14 protein-coding genes are annotated in these 15,336 nt (G+C 40.0%); 11 read left to right on the top strand and 3 right to left on the bottom strand.

What is annotated here, in order from left to right:
* Window positions 1-12 precede the first annotated feature (12 nt).
* The 3 genes from nqrF (at window position 13) to nqrM (ending at window position 2,756) form a co-directional block, all read left to right on the top strand.
* A complete protein-coding gene (nqrF, locus tag PR834_RS09505; RefSeq protein ID WP_004264766.1) occupies window positions 13-1,239 on the top strand; it encodes an NADH:ubiquinone reductase (Na(+)-transporting) subunit F in 1,227 nt (408 codons plus the stop codon).
* 240 nt (window positions 1,240-1,479) lie between these two features.
* Entirely contained in the window at window positions 1,480-2,511 is a 1,032-nt protein-coding gene (locus tag PR834_RS09500) for an FAD:protein FMN transferase (protein WP_036958908.1), read from the top strand.
* A gap of 17 nt (window positions 2,512-2,528) precedes the next feature.
* The gene (nqrM, locus tag PR834_RS09495; RefSeq protein ID WP_004264769.1) at window positions 2,529-2,756 is read left to right on the top strand and encodes a (Na+)-NQR maturation NqrM; all 228 of its coding nucleotides are present in this window, start codon (window positions 2,529-2,531) and stop codon (window positions 2,754-2,756) included.
* Between the two features lie 96 nt (window positions 2,757-2,852).
* Here nqrM and PR834_RS09490 read toward each other — a convergent pair whose 3' ends face one another.
* Together PR834_RS09490 and PR834_RS09485 are read right to left on the bottom strand one after the other, a co-directional pair.
* A complete protein-coding gene (locus tag PR834_RS09490) occupies window positions 2,853-3,215 on the bottom strand; it encodes a hypothetical protein (RefSeq protein WP_210852687.1) in 363 nt (120 codons plus the stop codon).
* Between the two features lie 178 nt (window positions 3,216-3,393).
* Entirely contained in the window at window positions 3,394-4,290 is an 897-nt protein-coding gene (locus tag PR834_RS09485) for a glycerophosphodiester phosphodiesterase family protein (RefSeq protein WP_110592314.1), read from the bottom strand.
* A gap of 281 nt (window positions 4,291-4,571) precedes the next feature.
* Here PR834_RS09485 and dinB point away from each other — a divergent pair, with 281 nt between their 5' ends.
* Window positions 4,572-5,627: a DNA polymerase IV gene (gene dinB / locus PR834_RS09480; RefSeq protein WP_036958912.1), complete on the top strand. Its 1,056-nt coding sequence runs from the start codon at window positions 4,572-4,574 to the stop codon at window positions 5,625-5,627.
* 48 nt (window positions 5,628-5,675) lie between these two features.
* Here dinB and pepD read toward each other — a convergent pair whose 3' ends face one another.
* Complete coding sequence (gene pepD, locus PR834_RS09475) at window positions 5,676-7,136, bottom strand: beta-Ala-His dipeptidase (RefSeq protein ID WP_004264782.1); 1,461 nt, start codon at window positions 7,134-7,136, stop codon at window positions 5,676-5,678.
* A 437-nt stretch (window positions 7,137-7,573) separates the two neighbouring features.
* Between pepD and gpt the strand changes: the two genes are divergently transcribed.
* The 7 genes from gpt (at window position 7,574) to aas (ending at window position 15,335) form a co-directional block, all read left to right on the top strand.
* Window positions 7,574-8,038, top strand: a complete 465-nt coding sequence (gpt, locus tag PR834_RS09470; protein ID WP_036958965.1) for a xanthine phosphoribosyltransferase — start codon at window positions 7,574-7,576, stop codon at window positions 8,036-8,038.
* A gap of 184 nt (window positions 8,039-8,222) precedes the next feature.
* Entirely contained in the window at window positions 8,223-9,473 is a 1,251-nt protein-coding gene (gene frsA / locus PR834_RS09465) for an esterase FrsA (protein WP_004264784.1), read from the top strand.
* A 71-nt stretch (window positions 9,474-9,544) separates the two neighbouring features.
* Window positions 9,545-9,946 (top strand): sigma factor-binding protein Crl, encoded by a 402-nt coding sequence (gene crl, locus PR834_RS09460; protein ID WP_036958914.1) that lies wholly within the window; start codon window positions 9,545-9,547, stop codon window positions 9,944-9,946.
* A 116-nt stretch (window positions 9,947-10,062) separates the two neighbouring features.
* Complete coding sequence (gene proB, locus PR834_RS09455) at window positions 10,063-11,166, top strand: glutamate 5-kinase (RefSeq protein WP_036958967.1); 1,104 nt, start codon at window positions 10,063-10,065, stop codon at window positions 11,164-11,166.
* Window positions 11,167-11,168: 2 nt separating this feature from the next.
* Complete coding sequence (gene proA / locus PR834_RS09450) at window positions 11,169-12,422, top strand: glutamate-5-semialdehyde dehydrogenase (protein WP_272536614.1); 1,254 nt, start codon at window positions 11,169-11,171, stop codon at window positions 12,420-12,422.
* 127 nt (window positions 12,423-12,549) lie between these two features.
* A complete protein-coding gene (gene aroL / locus PR834_RS09445; protein WP_004264804.1) occupies window positions 12,550-13,047 on the top strand; it encodes a shikimate kinase AroL in 498 nt (165 codons plus the stop codon).
* A 140-nt stretch (window positions 13,048-13,187) separates the two neighbouring features.
* Window positions 13,188-15,335 carry a bifunctional acyl-ACP--phospholipid O-acyltransferase/long-chain-fatty-acid--ACP ligase gene (gene aas / locus PR834_RS09440; protein ID WP_004264805.1) on the top strand — a complete coding sequence of 716 codons (2,148 nt, stop codon included), beginning with the start codon at window positions 13,188-13,190 and terminating at the stop codon, window positions 15,333-15,335.
* Window position 15,336 lies beyond the last annotated feature (1 nt).

Below are 15,336 nucleotides of genomic sequence, written 5' to 3'. Positions count from 1 at the left end.
CGAGAAGAATTCATGGAAATTATTATTTTAGGTGTCGTGATGTTTACCCTGATTGTCTTGGTGCTGACAGGTTTAATCCTGTTTGCTAAATCCAAGCTAGTCAATACAGGGAACATCAAAGTTGAAGTTAATGGCGATCCAGACAAAAGTTTTGAAGCTCCGGCGGGCGACAAACTGTTAGGCATGCTATCAAACCAAGGTATTTTTGTTTCATCAGCATGTGGCGGCGGTGGCTCTTGTGGTCAGTGCCGTGTGAAAATCAAAGAAGGCGGTGGTGATATTCTGCCAACTGAGCTTTCACACATCAACAAGCGTGAAGCAAAAGAAGGCTGCCGATTAGCGTGTCAGGTCAACGTTAAGCAAGATTTAAAAATTGAGCTTCCAGAAGAAATTTTTGGTGTGAAAAAATGGGAGTGTGAAGTTATTTCTAATGATAACAAAGCCACTTTCATTAAAGAGCTTAAACTGAAAATTCCAGAAGGAGAGGTAGTTCCTTTCCGTGCGGGTGGTTTTATTCAGATTGAATGTCCGGCACATGTTGTCAAATACGAAGATTTTGATGTACCAGAAGAGTACCGCGAAGATTGGGATAAATTTAACCTGTTCCGTTATGTGTCTGAGGTTAAAGAGCCAACTGTTCGCGCCTATTCGATGGCAAACTACCCGGAAGAGTATGGCATTATCATGCTAAACGTGCGTATTGCTACGCCACCACCTCGTAATCCAGATGTCCCACCGGGGATCATGTCTTCTTATATTTGGTCATTAAAGCCAGGGGATAAAGTCACTATTTCTGGGCCGTTTGGTGAATTCTTTGCTAAAGAAACGGAAGCAGAAATGGTGTTTATCGGTGGTGGTGCGGGAATGGCGCCAATGCGTTCTCACATATTTGACCAACTGCGTCGCTTGGATTCTAAACGTAAGATTAGTTTCTGGTATGGGGCGCGTTCAGTCCGTGAAATGTTCTACACTGAAGATTTTGACCAACTTGCTGCAGAACATGAAAACTTTACATGGCATGTCGCGCTTTCAGACCCTATGCCTGAAGATAATTGGGATGGTTATACAGGTTTCATCCATAATGTCTTATATGAAAACTACTTAAAAGACCATCCAGCGCCAGAAGATTGTGAGTTCTATATGTGTGGACCTCCAATGATGAATGCTGCTGTGATTAAAATGTTGAAAGACCTCGGTGTTGAAGATGAAAATATCCTGTTGGATGACTTCGGTGGTTAAGCAACTTAGCTGATTTTATTAGACTTATCAAAGTCAGTAGACAGTAACACTTTAAAGAGGGAAAATATTTTCCCTCTTTGTGATTTTAGTAAATCTATTAAGTGCTAATTAGTTAGCGCTTAATAGGTAGATTTATAATTATTTTGACTGGAACATTCTCTGCATGGGTGACGATGTAAAGTGTGTTAATAGTCTGGGCGGCCTTAACAAAATGCGCTCATGATTGACGCGGAGAAAATTATGCTAAGTAAAAGAATTTATACCCCAATACTGCTATTTGTTGCAGCTCTGTTTCTTACTGCCTGTGGTGGACCTGAACAACAGAATCTTCAGGGGCAAACGATGGGGACGTACTATTCGGTTAAATATGTTACAGATTCTTCGGAGCCAAAGCCTGAAGTCATTCAAGCCGAAATAGATAAACGTTTGGAAGAAGTTAACGACCAAATGTCAACATATCGCCCAGATTCAGAATTAAGTCGTTTTAATCAATTTAAAGAAGTGAATACGCCGTTCCCAGTTTCTGCAGCAACCGCAACTGTGGTTAAAAAAGCCATTGAAATTAATAAGCTTACTAATGGTTCATTAGATGTAACGGTTGGGCCTTTAGTTAATTTATGGGGTTTTGGCCCTGAAGGAAGAGTGACTAAAGCGCCTTCTGATGAAGAGTTGGCTAAGCGTAGAGCCTGGACTGGTATCGAGAAACTCTCGGTTCAGGATAATAACCTAATTAAAACGATCCCTGAGCTGTACGTCGACCTTTCCTCAATTGCTAAAGGTTATGGTGTCGACGTTGTTGCTGAATATTTAGAATCATTGGATATCAATAATTATATGGTTGATATTGGTGGTGAAGTGCGTACGAAAGGAACAAATGGTAAAGAAGTACCATGGCGTATTGCAATAGAAAAACCTGTAGCGGATGGGGTAAGCCAAACAGCACAAGAGATTATTGAACCAGGTGACCGTTCTATCGCTACATCAGGAGATTACCGTAATTATTTCGAGCAAGATGGCGTTCGTTTTTCTCATACCATTGACCCAAAAACAGGCAAGCCAATCACTCATAATTTAGTTTCTATTACGGTGATTGCAGAAAATTGCATGAGTGCTGATGGCCTATCTACGGGGCTAAATGTTTTAGGGCCTGAAGTTGGCTTTGATTTAGCTGAAAAAATGAATATTCCTGTTTTTATGATTGTTAAGACAGATAAAGGTTTTGAAGAGCGTTATACTAAGGCATTCGAACCATTTTTAACTAAAAAACAGTAGTTTTGGGAGGATAAAAGATGCTAAATGTTTTTATTGCAGCCTTTGTACTGTTTTTGCTGGCCTTTTTAGGCATGTCACTTGGATATATTATTAAGCGTAAGAGTATCCAAGGTAGCTGCGGCGGGTTAAGCAGTATTGGTGTTGATAAAGTGTGTGATTGCCCTGAGCCTTGCGATGCACGTAAAAAGCGTATGGCACGTGAAGAAGCCCGCCAAAAAATACTGGATAAAAACCGTATTATTTGAATAGTAATATTTAACGGTTCTATAACTAGTAATGAGCCGGAGATGTCTAAATATAGTTATTAGACATCTCCAAATATTACTTTCCCGTTATACAGCCTAAATTAATTGCATTTTCTTAGCACATGAAACAGAGACAGGGTAATTAACATGCATGCTTTTTGTCTCACCATCAAATCTAATCGTGACCTTTCCATTATCATTGTTGTTAATTTGGCAAGGTAAAAAATCACCACTACTCCACAGTTCATTATTTTTCGTAGTAATTTTAGCTTTCCAAGCACTTTTACCTGTTGTTGAGTAAGGGAATGAATTTACGTTAGAGCTAGATGTGGCATGTGCTAGATTATAAAATATAAACACATTATCATAGGGGTTATCACTATTATGATAATGTATTTCAACTTTCCTTAATGTTTCATTCCAATAATTCTCGACAATCATTGTTCCAATATTTGACATATAAAACCTTTTTTAAATTATTTTAAATAGAATTTTTGTGATGGATTAAATATATCAAGTTTTCTATAGCAGTAAATTAAGAACAATTATTATTAATTGATGAAAAGAATGTTTTTAAGATGTGATTTAATTCCTAAGCTATTATTAAAGTAATAATAGCTTAGGTGATGTTATTAGATTATTTTTTAAATGCTTTTGGGGAATCAACCATTACAGCATCAACACCAATTTCTTTTGCGAGTTGGTAGTCACTGTCATTATTAACACCAAAGACAATGATATAGGCATTACCATTTTTTCTAAAACAGTCGATGGCCTCTTTATCCCATGAAAGGGTAGCTGGTGAGCGTGCCTCACCTAATGTATATTTTTCAACTACTTCAACTTTACGATGTAGCTCAAAGCCATACCAACGAGTAGTGGTTTTGTCATTTTCTATTGAGCATTGATGGTTCATCACGATATTTGCCAACATAGTCCGAGTTTCATCACGGCTTTCAAATAGTGAAATTTTTGATGAAAGGGATTTTAGCGCTTTTAAAAATTCATCATTAGTGGAATAAAAACGTACTTGGCTAAATGAATTAGTTTTATCTAGTAATGCAAGGATAGCTTGTGCTTGGATATTAGGGTCTGCATCAGGTGATTTTAAATCAATATAAAAAGTCGTATCAGGGTATTTTTTTAAAATAGTTTCTAGTCTACTAATAGTAGTATCTTGCATAGGTAGTTGCAGGTTATTTTTTATATTGTATTTATATGCAGCATTTATACGGTTAAGTTGCAGGGCATTATATTTTGATACTGGACCTTCATGGTCTGTAAGTGAGCTTAAGTCACTTGGACGATATAAAACGAGTTGATTATCTTTACTTAACTGAACGGTAAGCCAAATAGCGTCAGCATTATTTTTCTTTGCTAAATCAATTGCATAAATTGTATTTTCTGGTGCATCAGCCGTTCCTGCACGGTGAGCAACAATTTTAGGGGATAGTGCAAAAACGGTTTGGCTAGCAAACAGTATTATGAGAGTTGCCATAAATTTAAAATATTTTGATGTTGATGTAATTGCCATAGAGATGATCCATAAATAGTTTTTCAAGGTATTGTCGTTGGTAAAACAACTCTTTTTATTACTTTTTTGTTTAAAAGTAAGTATTAACACTTATTTTTAAGACAAACTTTAAATAAAATCTTTATTGGATAGATTGGCAGATGATTATTGCAATATGATGAATTACCTAGTTATCATTAAGTTAGCTTGTTATTCATCCATTTATGGTGGTCTGATAATAATTGCATGGCTATTAAAGATACTGTATATTTAAACAGTTGATTGATTGTTAGGGTATACTCGTGCGTAAAATTATTCATATTGATATGGACTGCTTTTATGCCGCCATCGAGATGCGTGACGACCCAAGCCTTCGCAATGTACCTATTGCGGTGGGAGGTAGCGCAGATCGCCGAGGAGTGATTAGTACTGCAAATTATGAAGCACGTCGCTACGGTGTTCATAGTGCGATGTCTACAGCGATTGCACTTAGGCTTTGCCCTCACTTGAAAGTGGTTCCTGGGCATATGGCACTTTATAAAGAAACCTCTCTTCATATTCGAAAAATATTTGCGCGCTACACAGACCTCATAGAACCGCTTTCTCTTGATGAGGCTTATTTGGATGTTACGGATTGTACGCAATTACACGGCTCTGCAACGTTAATTGCTGAGGCTATCCGCAAGCAAATCTTTGATGAATTACAGCTCACTGCTTCAGCGGGGATCGCTCCAATAAAATTTTTGGCAAAGATTGCTTCCGATATGAACAAACCGAATGGCCAATTCGTGATCACACCACAAGATATCGATCAATTCGTTCTTAAATTGCCGCTAAAAAAAATACCAGGAGTGGGTAAGGTAACAGCCCAAAAATTAGCGGATATGGGGTTGGTGACTTGTGCCGATGTTCAAAAATATGATGTAGTTGCGTTGATTAAAAGCATGGGGAAATTTGGGCAGGTACTTTGGGAGCGTTGCCATGGTATCGATGAACGTGCGATTAACCCTGATAGGCTTAGGAAATCGGTAGGAGTTGAACGTACACTTACAGAAGATATCTATCAATGGGAAGATTGCTTGCCGTTGTTGGATAAATTATACGATGAACTCCAACTGCGTTTAGCAAAGGTAAAGCCTGACCTTCGTATTGCTCGCCAAGGTGTAAAATTTAAATTTGCAGACTTTCAGCAAACGACACAAGAACATGTATACCCAGTTCTCAATAAACAAGATTTGGTACAAATAGCGAAAAAAGCTTGGGATAATCGCCGCTTAGGGCGTGGCGTTCGGTTAGTTGGTTTGCATGTGATGCTGCAAAGTCCTCAGCTTGAACGGCAATTATTACTTGAATTGTAAAAAACACCCATCGTATGATAGGTGTTTGATTTACAATTAATTAGTTGTTTATTCTTTAACTGGAATTGCTTTTAAAACCGCAGTTAATAATTTCCAATACTCACCAACGCTTGCAATATGCACACGCTCATCAGGGGAGTGCGCACCACGAATAGTTGGCCCAATTGAAACCATATCCATGTCTGGGTAAGGCTTTTTGAATAAGCCACACTCAAGGCCTGCGTGGATCACCATCACATTAGGAATTTTACCGAATAGTTTGTTGTAGGTATCACTGACTAAATGCATCACTGGTGAGTCTGCATCGGGCTGCCAACCAGGGTAACTGCCTTCTGCTCGATATTGGGCTTGTGCTAATTTACTGATAGATGTCAGCATGTTAACAACGTAGTTCTTGCCGCTATCGATAAGTGAGCGAACAAGGAAGATAATTTCTGCTTTATCTTCAGTTAGGCGTACCACACCTTCATTAAGTGACGTTTCAACCACGCCAATAGCCACATCGCTCATGCGAATTACACCGTTCGGTGCTGCATTTAAGAAGAAAACAAAACGCTTTTGGCAATCATCAGAAAGGGCTTTTAGCTCACTTTGCGTTTCGTCAAGTAGCAGAACAAGGTTAGGCTCAACAACAGCTAATTCATTTTTCAGAATATCTTCATAGCGCGTTCTCAGTGCCGTTAATTCAGCAACTTTGTCTGCTGGAACAGCAATAATGGCATAGGCTTCACGAGGAATCGCATTGCGAACAGTACCCCCTCTGAAATCTAATAATTTTAGGCTTAAATCTTCTGCGTGCCCTGCTAGAAAACGAGCTAACAGCTTATTGGCATTACCTAAACCTAAATGTACATCACCACCGGAGTGACCACCTTTTAGGCCTTTTAGGGTCATTGTGAAGGTTTTATAGCCTTGTGGTAATGCTTCACGAGTTAGGTCAAACGTGGTTGTAAAATCAACACCACCAGCGCAACCCATGTAAATTTCACCTTCTTCTTCGGAGTCGGTGTTTATCAAAATATCTGCTTGTAACCAGCCTGCTTTCAAGCCAAAAGCACCTTCCATACCGGCTTCTTCGGTCATGGTCAGGAGAACTTCCATTGGCCCATGCTCAACGCTATCGTCAGCAAGAACAGCCAAAGCAGAAGCTAAGCCAATGCCGTTATCAGCACCTAAAGTGGTGCCTTCAGCAGTAACCCACTCACCATTAACATAGGGACGAATTGGATCTGTTTTAAAGTCATGTACCGTGTCGTTATTTTTTTGTGGCACCATGTCCAAGTGAGCTTGTAAAACAACACCTTTACGGTTTTCATAACCAGGCGTAGCAGGTTTACGGATCAGAATATTGCCTACTTCATCACGTTCAACGTGAAAGCCTTTTTGTTTTGACCAATCAACAATATGCGCGGCTAAGGCTTCTTCGTGATACGAAGGGTGTGGGATAGAACAGATTTTAGCGAAGATATCCCATAGCGGTTGGGGGGATAATGTAGCTAGCTCAGACACGTCTCTCTCCTTTTATTTTCCCTTTATATTTCAATCTGTAGCGTTGTTGGCTTCATTCATAAATCCCAGTCACATACTTATGTATGCTCCTAGGATTTACTCATTTGCCGCCTAGCTACAAATTGAACTATTTAGGGATAATATCCTGAATAACCCAGTAGGAGCTGATTGGCAACCAACGTTAATTTCAGCTTCAATTTTAAAAGGAATATTGCTGTAATTATGACCTAACAGCCTGAAGTTTCGAATTAAAGGCTGCCTCTTTTATAAACTCAGGATAACACTTTCTTTTGAGCAATGGACAGTGTAAATGATAATAATTAATGGCGAATGGTGCTTTTTGCTGGTTTTTAACCGGCCAAATCACTATAATCTCGCGCAACCTTTTTTCCGCAAGACACTTTTCAGATTTACTTAGCAGTCGGGACCCGAATTTTATGAGCGAAAAATATGTCGTAACGTGGGATATGTTGCAAATACATGCCCGTAAACTCGCACAACGTTTATTACCAGTAGAACAATGGACCGGTATTATCGCGGTTAGCCGTGGTGGCCTTGTTCCTGGAGCACTGCTTGCACGCGAACTTGGTATTCGTAACGTTGATACCGTTTGTATTTCTAGCTATGACCATAATAACCAGCGCGAATTAACCGTGATTAAACGTGCAGAAGGTGATGGTGAAGGCTATATTGTCATCGATGATTTAGTAGATACAGGCGGCACAGCTCAAGCTATCCGTAACATGTACCCTAAAGCACATTTTGTCACCATCTTTGCAAAACCTGCAGGCCGTCCATTAGTTGATGACTACGTAGTTGATATTCCACAAGACACATGGATCGAACAACCATGGGACATGGGTGTCGTTTTTGTTAAACCATTGTGTGAACAAGATAAATAAATCTGTTTTTCATGAGCGTTTTAGGTGAAAACATTGTAATTATAAAGCGTTATAGGTTTTATTGATTGCAAAAACACATTAATACCTAAAATTTTTGAGCTAAACACGATATAATTTGGGGAGTGCATTTTTGCATTCCCTTTATTTTTGGCCAAATTCAACTCTGATCGACAAGGAAATAGGGATGACTCAGCAAAACCTTTCAGAAAAACTTTTCAAACCTAAAGTCAGACAAGTTGAAACATCAACATTAGTCTCTTATTCATCTCAAACAATTTCTCAAATTAAAGAACACAGTGTGTTAAGTGGCTCCCATCATGCGGGTTGGTATCGTATGATTAATCGCTTAATGTGGATTTGGCGAGGAATAGACGCCTTAGAAATTGAAGAAGTACTAAGTCGTATTGCTATCTCAGATGCTGAGCGTAGCAATGATAACTTGTTGGATACGGTCATTGGCAACCGTCGTGGAAACTGGTGTTTCGAATGGTCCCAGCAAGCCATGCGTTGGCAGCAAAAAGCATTAGAATTTGAAAAAGGTGCAGAGGCAGGGGAGGCTTGGTTACGTTCAGCTAACTTGTACAGCATTGCCGCTTATCCTTTTATCAAGGGAGATGAGCTCGCTGACCAAGCTATTTTGCTGGCTTGCAAAGCTTATGATAGTGCCGCAAAATTTTCTCAATATCGCCTAAAGAAAATTCCTTTCAAAGTTGATGGTGGGAAAGAAGTTTGCGGTTTTTTACATATTCCTTCACAGGGGCAAGGGCCTTATCCGACAGTGATGATCTGTGGCATGTTAGATAGCTTACAGATTGATTTTTGTCGCTATTTTCGCGACTACCTCGAACCACTCGGTATTGCAATGCTAACACTGGATATGCCGTCAATTGGTTATTCGGTTAAACACAAGCTTACGCAGGAAACGAGCACCTTACATGAGCAAATCGTTCGCCAGCTTGGGGATATTGCTTGGATTGACCATACGCGTTTTGGCATCGTTGGTATGCGTTTTGGCGCAAATATAGCGTTAAGATTAGCTTATATGTGCCCTGATAAGATTAAAGCGGTTGCTGTCATAGGGCCAATTGTCCACAGTTTATTGCATGAAGAGAAATATCAACAAGATATTCCTCGGATGGTTTTGGATGTATTCGCCAGTCGTTTGGGTATTTATCAAGTTGATGGTTCTGCTTTACGTCATGAATTAAGTTGCTATTCACTTAAAAATCAAGGGCTTTTGGGGCGGCGCAGTAAGGTTCCAATGCTATCGGTTAGTCTTAAAGATGATATTTACAGCCCCAAAGCAGAGTCTGATTTAATTCGACGTTCATCGATGGATGCTGACACGATAATGCTACCAAGCCAGCCCGTTTTTGCTAATTTTGAAAAGGCGCTAAGTGAAACTACTAATTGGTTAAAAGCAAAAATACTTTAATTTTATTTAATAACTTGCTTATTTTTTCCCATTTGTTAAAAAGGTGTCTTCCCAAGAAGGAGATCCTTAACATGGCTTTACCGACTGATTACTCAAATGGAAAGTATTTAAAGAAGTTTGCTTCGATAGGACCTTATTTACGTGAAAAACAATGTTTAAATGGCTGTTATATATTCGATAGCCTCGTTGTTTGCGTGAATGCAAATATTGCCCCAGAAAAACGTGAATTTTGGGGGTGGTGGCTAAAATTGGTTGCAACTGATAAGGGGTTTGAATTTACTTATCATTTGGGCCTATACAACAGCCATGGTAGTTGGCAAGTTAAAGCATTAAAAGATGCACCAACCATTGAGGCGACAGAGCAAAATTTAGTGTCTTTTCACCAAGCCCTTGCAAAACAACTATCTGAACTTGAGTTAAGCCTCTTTCCCTCCCCGCTAATGACAGAATTAAAACTGGAATTAAGCGCATAAATTTGTTTTAAACCAACTTTTGTTGAATTTTGCGTTATGCCTGTTGGCATAACGCGCTTCTCCTGATAAAAATGATACCTACTTTTTGGTTTATTAATCCTAATGGCAGAAAAATGATGAAAAATAGCCAGACGCTGGTAGTTAAATTAGGGACCAGTGTATTAACAGGGGGCTCGCGCCGTTTAAATCAAGCTCATATTGTTGAGCTGGTTAGGCAGTGCGCGCAGCAATATGAAAAAGGGCATCGTATTATTATTGTGACTTCTGGGGCAATTGCCGCAGGTCGCGAACACTTAAATTACCCCGAACTGCCGGCTACCATAGCATCTAAACAGTTGCTTGCGGCGGTCGGTCAAAGTCGTTTAATCCAGTTATGGGAACGGTTATTCTCCATTTATGGCATTCATATCGGGCAAATGTTACTGACACGAGCCGATTTAGAAGACAGAGAACGTTTCTTAAATGCACGAGATACCTTGCAAGCACTGCTAGATAACGGAATCATTCCAGTTATCAATGAAAATGATGCTGTGGCTACCGCAGAAATCAAAGTCGGTGATAATGACAATCTATCCGCTTTGGCCGCGATTCTTGGCGATGCAGATAAACTGCTATTATTGACAGATATCGAAGGCTTATATGATGCTGATCCACGCAGTAATCCAAATGCAAAATTGATCCCTGAAGTGTATGGTATCAATGATGAACTTCGTGAAATGGCGGGGGGAAGCGTTAGCGGGTTAGGAACCGGTGGAATGGCAACTAAATTACAAGCAGCAGATGTCGCGGGCCGTGCAGGAATTGATGTTATCATTGCAGCAGGCAATAAACCGGATGTTATTAATGCGGTTATTGAAAATCTTCCAGTTGGTACCCGTTTTTATGGGCAAAAAAATCCAATGGAAAATCGTAAACGTTGGATTTTCGGTGCTCCAGCAGCTGGAGATGTGTACATTGATGATGGTGCACAACTGGCAATTATGGAAAAAGGCAGTTCATTATTGCCAAAAGGTATTAAGAAGATTGAAGGCGATTTCTCCCGAGGCGCAGTGATCCGTATTCGTAATATGGCAGGGAAAGATCTTGCTCATGGGGTCAGCCACTATAACAGTGATGCACTTAGAATGATTGCAGGGCATCATTCACAAGAAATCAGCAAAATACTTGGCTATGAACACGGTTCTGTGGCTGTTCATCGTGATGATATGATAGTGAGTTAATTATGTTAGAGACAATGGGTAAGGCAGCAAGAGTTGCTTCATGGCAATTAGCTCAGTTAAGTACCAAACAAAAAAATGCAGCACTATTACAGATTGCTGATCTACTAGAACAAGATAATGCAATTATACTTGCAGCGAATCAAAAAGACATGGCGCAGGCAAAAGCAAGCGGTATGACTGAGGCGTTACAAGACCGCTTATTGCTGACGCCAGAGCGTTTAAAAAGTATTGCTGATGATGTTAGAAAAGTATGTCAATTAGCTGATCCTGTTGGGCAAATTATTGATGGAAGCCAATTGGATAGCGGCTTAAATTTACAGCGCCGCCGTGTCCCATTGGGGGTTGTTGGTGTTATTTATGAAGCTCGCCCTAATGTTACCGTTGATGTGGCTTCGTTATGTTTAAAGACAGGTAATGCGGTCATTTTACGTGGCGGGAAAGAGACGCATCATACTAACCTTGCGGTGGTGGAAGTTATTCAAAAAGCATTGGAAAATAGCGGCTTGCCAGCAGATGCAGTACAAGCTATTAATAACCCTGAGCGTGAATTAGTTGCGCAATTACTCAAATTAGATCGCTACGTGGATATGCTAATCCCTCGCGGCGGTGCGGGTTTACATAAATTATGTCGTGAGCAATCAACGATCCCAGTAATTACCGGGGGAATTGGTGTTTGCCATACATTTGTTGATAAATCGGTAGATTTTAATAAAGCCATTAACGTGATTATTAATGCAAAAGTTCAGCGCCCAAGCGCTTGTAATTCACTGGAAACATTATTAGTTCATAAAGAGATTGCGAATGAATTTCTGCCGTTTTTAAGTGAAAAAATGGCACAACAACAAGTCACATTACATGCGAGTGAAAAAGCGCTTCCATTGCTAAAACAAGGTCCAGCTAAAGTTGTTGATGTAAAACCTGAAAACCTTGTCGATGAGTGGCTCTCACTGGATCTTAACGTAGACATTGTTGACGATATTGACGCTGCTATCGACCATATTCGTCATTATGGTACAGCTCATTCTGATGCTATCTTGACAGAATCTATTCACCAAGCTGACTATTTCGTTCAATGTGTAGATTCAGCCGCGGTATATGTTAATGCAAGCACTCGCTTTACCGATGGTGGGCAGTTTGGTTTAGGTGCAGAGGTCGCAGTGAGTACACAAAAATTACATTCACGTGGCCCTATGGGGTTAGATGCACTAACAACGTACAAATGGATCGGGTATGGTGACTTTTTAAGTCGTCCATAATGAGTAAAAATGATGAGATAGCCACACTTGTGTGGCTTTCTTTTTTTATTTGCCAAACTAGGCAGTTTATCATAAGCAAATTTGTAATCGGTATTGCTTAGTATTTATGATGATGGGATGAAATTTAATGTTTTACATTATCGGTCCAAGAGGTTCGGGTAAAACCACAATTGGTAAAAAATTTGCAGAATCTAAAGGTTATCAATTTGTTGATACAGATAAATTGATTTTAGAAAAAGCGGGAAAAAGTATCGCAGAAATTGTTGAACAGCACGGTTGGGATTACTTTCGCCAGCTAGAGACTGACGTCCTTAAGTCGATTACGCAAAGCGATATGATTGTTTCAACTGGTGGGGGGCTTGTTCTTGCAGAAGAAAATCAGCAAATTATGCGTAATAACGGCACCGTGATTTACTTAAATACCCACCCTGAAGTTTTAGCAAAACGCCTCGCTGCGGAACCGCAAGCGGATCAGCGACCAAGTTTGACAGGAAAATCTTTAGTTGAAGAAATTGAAGAAGTAATGCAACAAAGGGAGCCTATCTACCGTGCGACAGCACATCATATTATTGATGCGGCGCAGCCTGTCGACGACATCATCGCACAACTTAATGATTTAACTTAAACTCATGAGTGATAAGCCAGCGGTGTTTTCGGAATATACTAATTAGAGTAAAGGGAGTAGCTCAGTAAGATAGAAGTCACTAAAGGTATAGTCGTATCACACTAATATATAAAAATATAATCATAGTATAGGGACTCATTATGTTGGCAAAGATAGTCAAAACAGTACTTAAATTTTTGTTTCGCGTACAAGTTATTGGCGACGCGAAAGAATTTAATCAAGATAAATGCTTAATTACGCCCAATCATGTTTCTTTCCTAGATGGTGTATTAATCGCACTTTTTTTGCCTGTCAAACCTGTATTTGCTGTTTATTCAACATTTGCCACACCGAAAATGGTGAAGCGCCTTAAGCCCTATGCGGATATTGTCCCTCTTGATCCTGCCAACCCTCTAGGTATTCGTCATCTAGTTAAAGAGGTAGAAAAAGGGCGCCCAATAGTTATTTTCCCAGAAGGCCGAATTTCGGTTCATGGCTCTTTAATGAAAATATACGAAGGAGCGGCTTTTGTGGCAGCAAAGTCAGAAGCAAAAGTTGTTCCTATTCGTATAGAAGGTGCACAATATAGCCATTTTGGGCGGCTGAAAGGAATTTTTCCATTAAAATGGTTCCCGAAGATCACATTGCATATATTGCCAGCACAAGAAATTCCAATGCCAGAAGCTCCTAGAGCGGTAGAGCGTCGTGCTCTGGCTGGTGAAAATCTGTACCAAATCATGAAGTCCGCACGTATGTCTTGTTTACCACAAGTCACATTAGTTGAAGAATTTATTCAAAGTGTTCAGTTTTTTGGGCGCCGCACGCCTTGTATTGAAGACATCGCATTTAAAGAGGATTCATATCAATCTCTATTGAAAAAAACCTTAGGGGTTGGTCGTATTATTGAACGCTATACTCATGAAAATGAAAGAGTTGGCCTATTATTGCCAAATGCGACAGTCACCGCAGCCGCGATTTTTGGCGCTTTAATGAGAGGCCGAGTACCTGCCATGCTTAATTACACTGCGGGCAGTCACGGCATTAGTAACGCTTTAAAAGCTTCAGCAGCGAAAGTGGTCTTTACTTCCCGCCAATTTTTGGAAAAAGGCAACTTGACGCATATTCCAGAACAAGTGCCAGAAGCAAGTTGGATTTACCTTGAAGATTTAAAAGACACGGTAACATGGCAAGATAAAATATGGATTATTAAGCACTTATTTAATCCTAAGAAAGCCATTATTCCCCGAAAGCCGTCCGATGAAGCGATTGTTTTATTCACATCCGGCTCGGAAGGTACACCGAAAGGTGTTGTCCATAGCCATGCCAGCTTGATGGCAAACGTAGAGCAAATTAAAACGATCGCTGATTTTACACCTCGTGACCGTTTTATGTCGTCACTTCCATTATTTCACGCATTTGGTTTGACGGTTGGCTTATTTATCCCTCTATTTTCAGGTAGCCGAGTTTTCCTTTATCCAAGCCCATTACATTACCGGATCATTCCTGAATTAGTCTATGACAAAAACTGTACGGTATTATTTGGAACATCAACCTTTTTAGGTAACTACGCACGATTTGCTCATCAGTATGATTTTGCACGTTTGCGTTATGTGGTTGCGGGCGCAGAAAAATTATCAGATAAAACCAAAAAAATCTGGTTCGATAAATTTGGCATCCGAATTCTTGAAGGCTATGGGGTAACTGAGTGTGCACCTATTGTTTCAATTAATGTGCCAATGGCCGCTAAAGAAGGCTCTGTAGGGCAAATTTTACCCGAAATGGAAGCGCGAATTATCCCCATTTCTGGTATTGAACAAGGTGGTAAATTACAGCTTAAAGGCCCAAATATCATGAAAGGGTATTTGCGTGTGGAAGCGCCTGGGGTACTTGAAACACCACGAGCTGAAAATGCACAAGGTGAAATAGAGGAAGGTTGGTACGACACAGGTGATATCGTTGAACTAGATCATAAAAATTTCTGTACGATAAAAGGCCGTGTTAAACGTTTTGCTAAACTTGCGGGTGAAATGGTTTCTCTCGAAAGTATTGAGCAAATGGTGGCATCTCTTTCTCCTAATGCAAATCACGGTGTGGTTACAAAGCCAGATAGCAGTAAAGGTGAAGCGCTTGTTTTGTTCACAACAGATAAAGAACTAGACCGTAGCGCATTATCCAGCGCAGCCAAGAGCAAAGGGTTAACCGAGTTAGCGGTTCCACGTGATATTCGTTTTGTTAAAGAATTGCCAGTACTAGGTAGTGGTAAAACGGATTTTGTCACATTAAAGCAAATGGCATTAAAGGATGAATAAC

Origin of the sequence: Providencia sp. PROV182 (genome assembly GCF_028480325.1) — a bacterium.
GTDB lineage: Bacteria > Pseudomonadota > Gammaproteobacteria > Enterobacterales > Enterobacteriaceae > Providencia > Providencia hangzhouensis.
Note: the sequence above shows the minus strand (reverse complement) of the source record. Positions and strands in the feature narration are given on the sequence as shown.

Excerpts from the sequence above, each read along its gene's own strand:
- aroL (WP_004264804.1), top strand. The coding sequence starts at position 12,550 with ATGTTTTACATTATCGGTCCAAGAGGTTCGGGTAAAACCACAATTGGT.
- nqrF (WP_004264766.1), top strand. The coding sequence starts at position 13 with ATGGAAATTATTATTTTAGGTGTCGTGATGTTTACCCTGATTGTCTTG.
- PR834_RS09490 (WP_210852687.1), bottom strand. The coding sequence starts at position 3,215 with ATGTCAAATATTGGAACAATGATTGTCGAGAATTATTGGAATGAAACA.
- frsA (WP_004264784.1), top strand. The coding sequence starts at position 8,223 with ATGACTCAGCAAAACCTTTCAGAAAAACTTTTCAAACCTAAAGTCAGA.
- aas (WP_004264805.1), top strand. The coding sequence starts at position 13,188 with ATGTTGGCAAAGATAGTCAAAACAGTACTTAAATTTTTGTTTCGCGTA.
- gpt (WP_036958965.1), top strand. The coding sequence starts at position 7,574 with ATGAGCGAAAAATATGTCGTAACGTGGGATATGTTGCAAATACATGCC.
- nqrM (WP_004264769.1), top strand. The coding sequence starts at position 2,529 with ATGCTAAATGTTTTTATTGCAGCCTTTGTACTGTTTTTGCTGGCCTTT.
- proB (WP_036958967.1), top strand. The coding sequence starts at position 10,063 with ATGAAAAATAGCCAGACGCTGGTAGTTAAATTAGGGACCAGTGTATTA.
- proA (WP_272536614.1), top strand. The coding sequence starts at position 11,169 with ATGTTAGAGACAATGGGTAAGGCAGCAAGAGTTGCTTCATGGCAATTA.
- PR834_RS09500 (WP_036958908.1), top strand. The coding sequence starts at position 1,480 with ATGCTAAGTAAAAGAATTTATACCCCAATACTGCTATTTGTTGCAGCT.
- PR834_RS09485 (WP_110592314.1), bottom strand. The coding sequence starts at position 4,290 with ATGGCAATTACATCAACATCAAAATATTTTAAATTTATGGCAACTCTC.
- crl (WP_036958914.1), top strand. The coding sequence starts at position 9,545 with ATGGCTTTACCGACTGATTACTCAAATGGAAAGTATTTAAAGAAGTTT.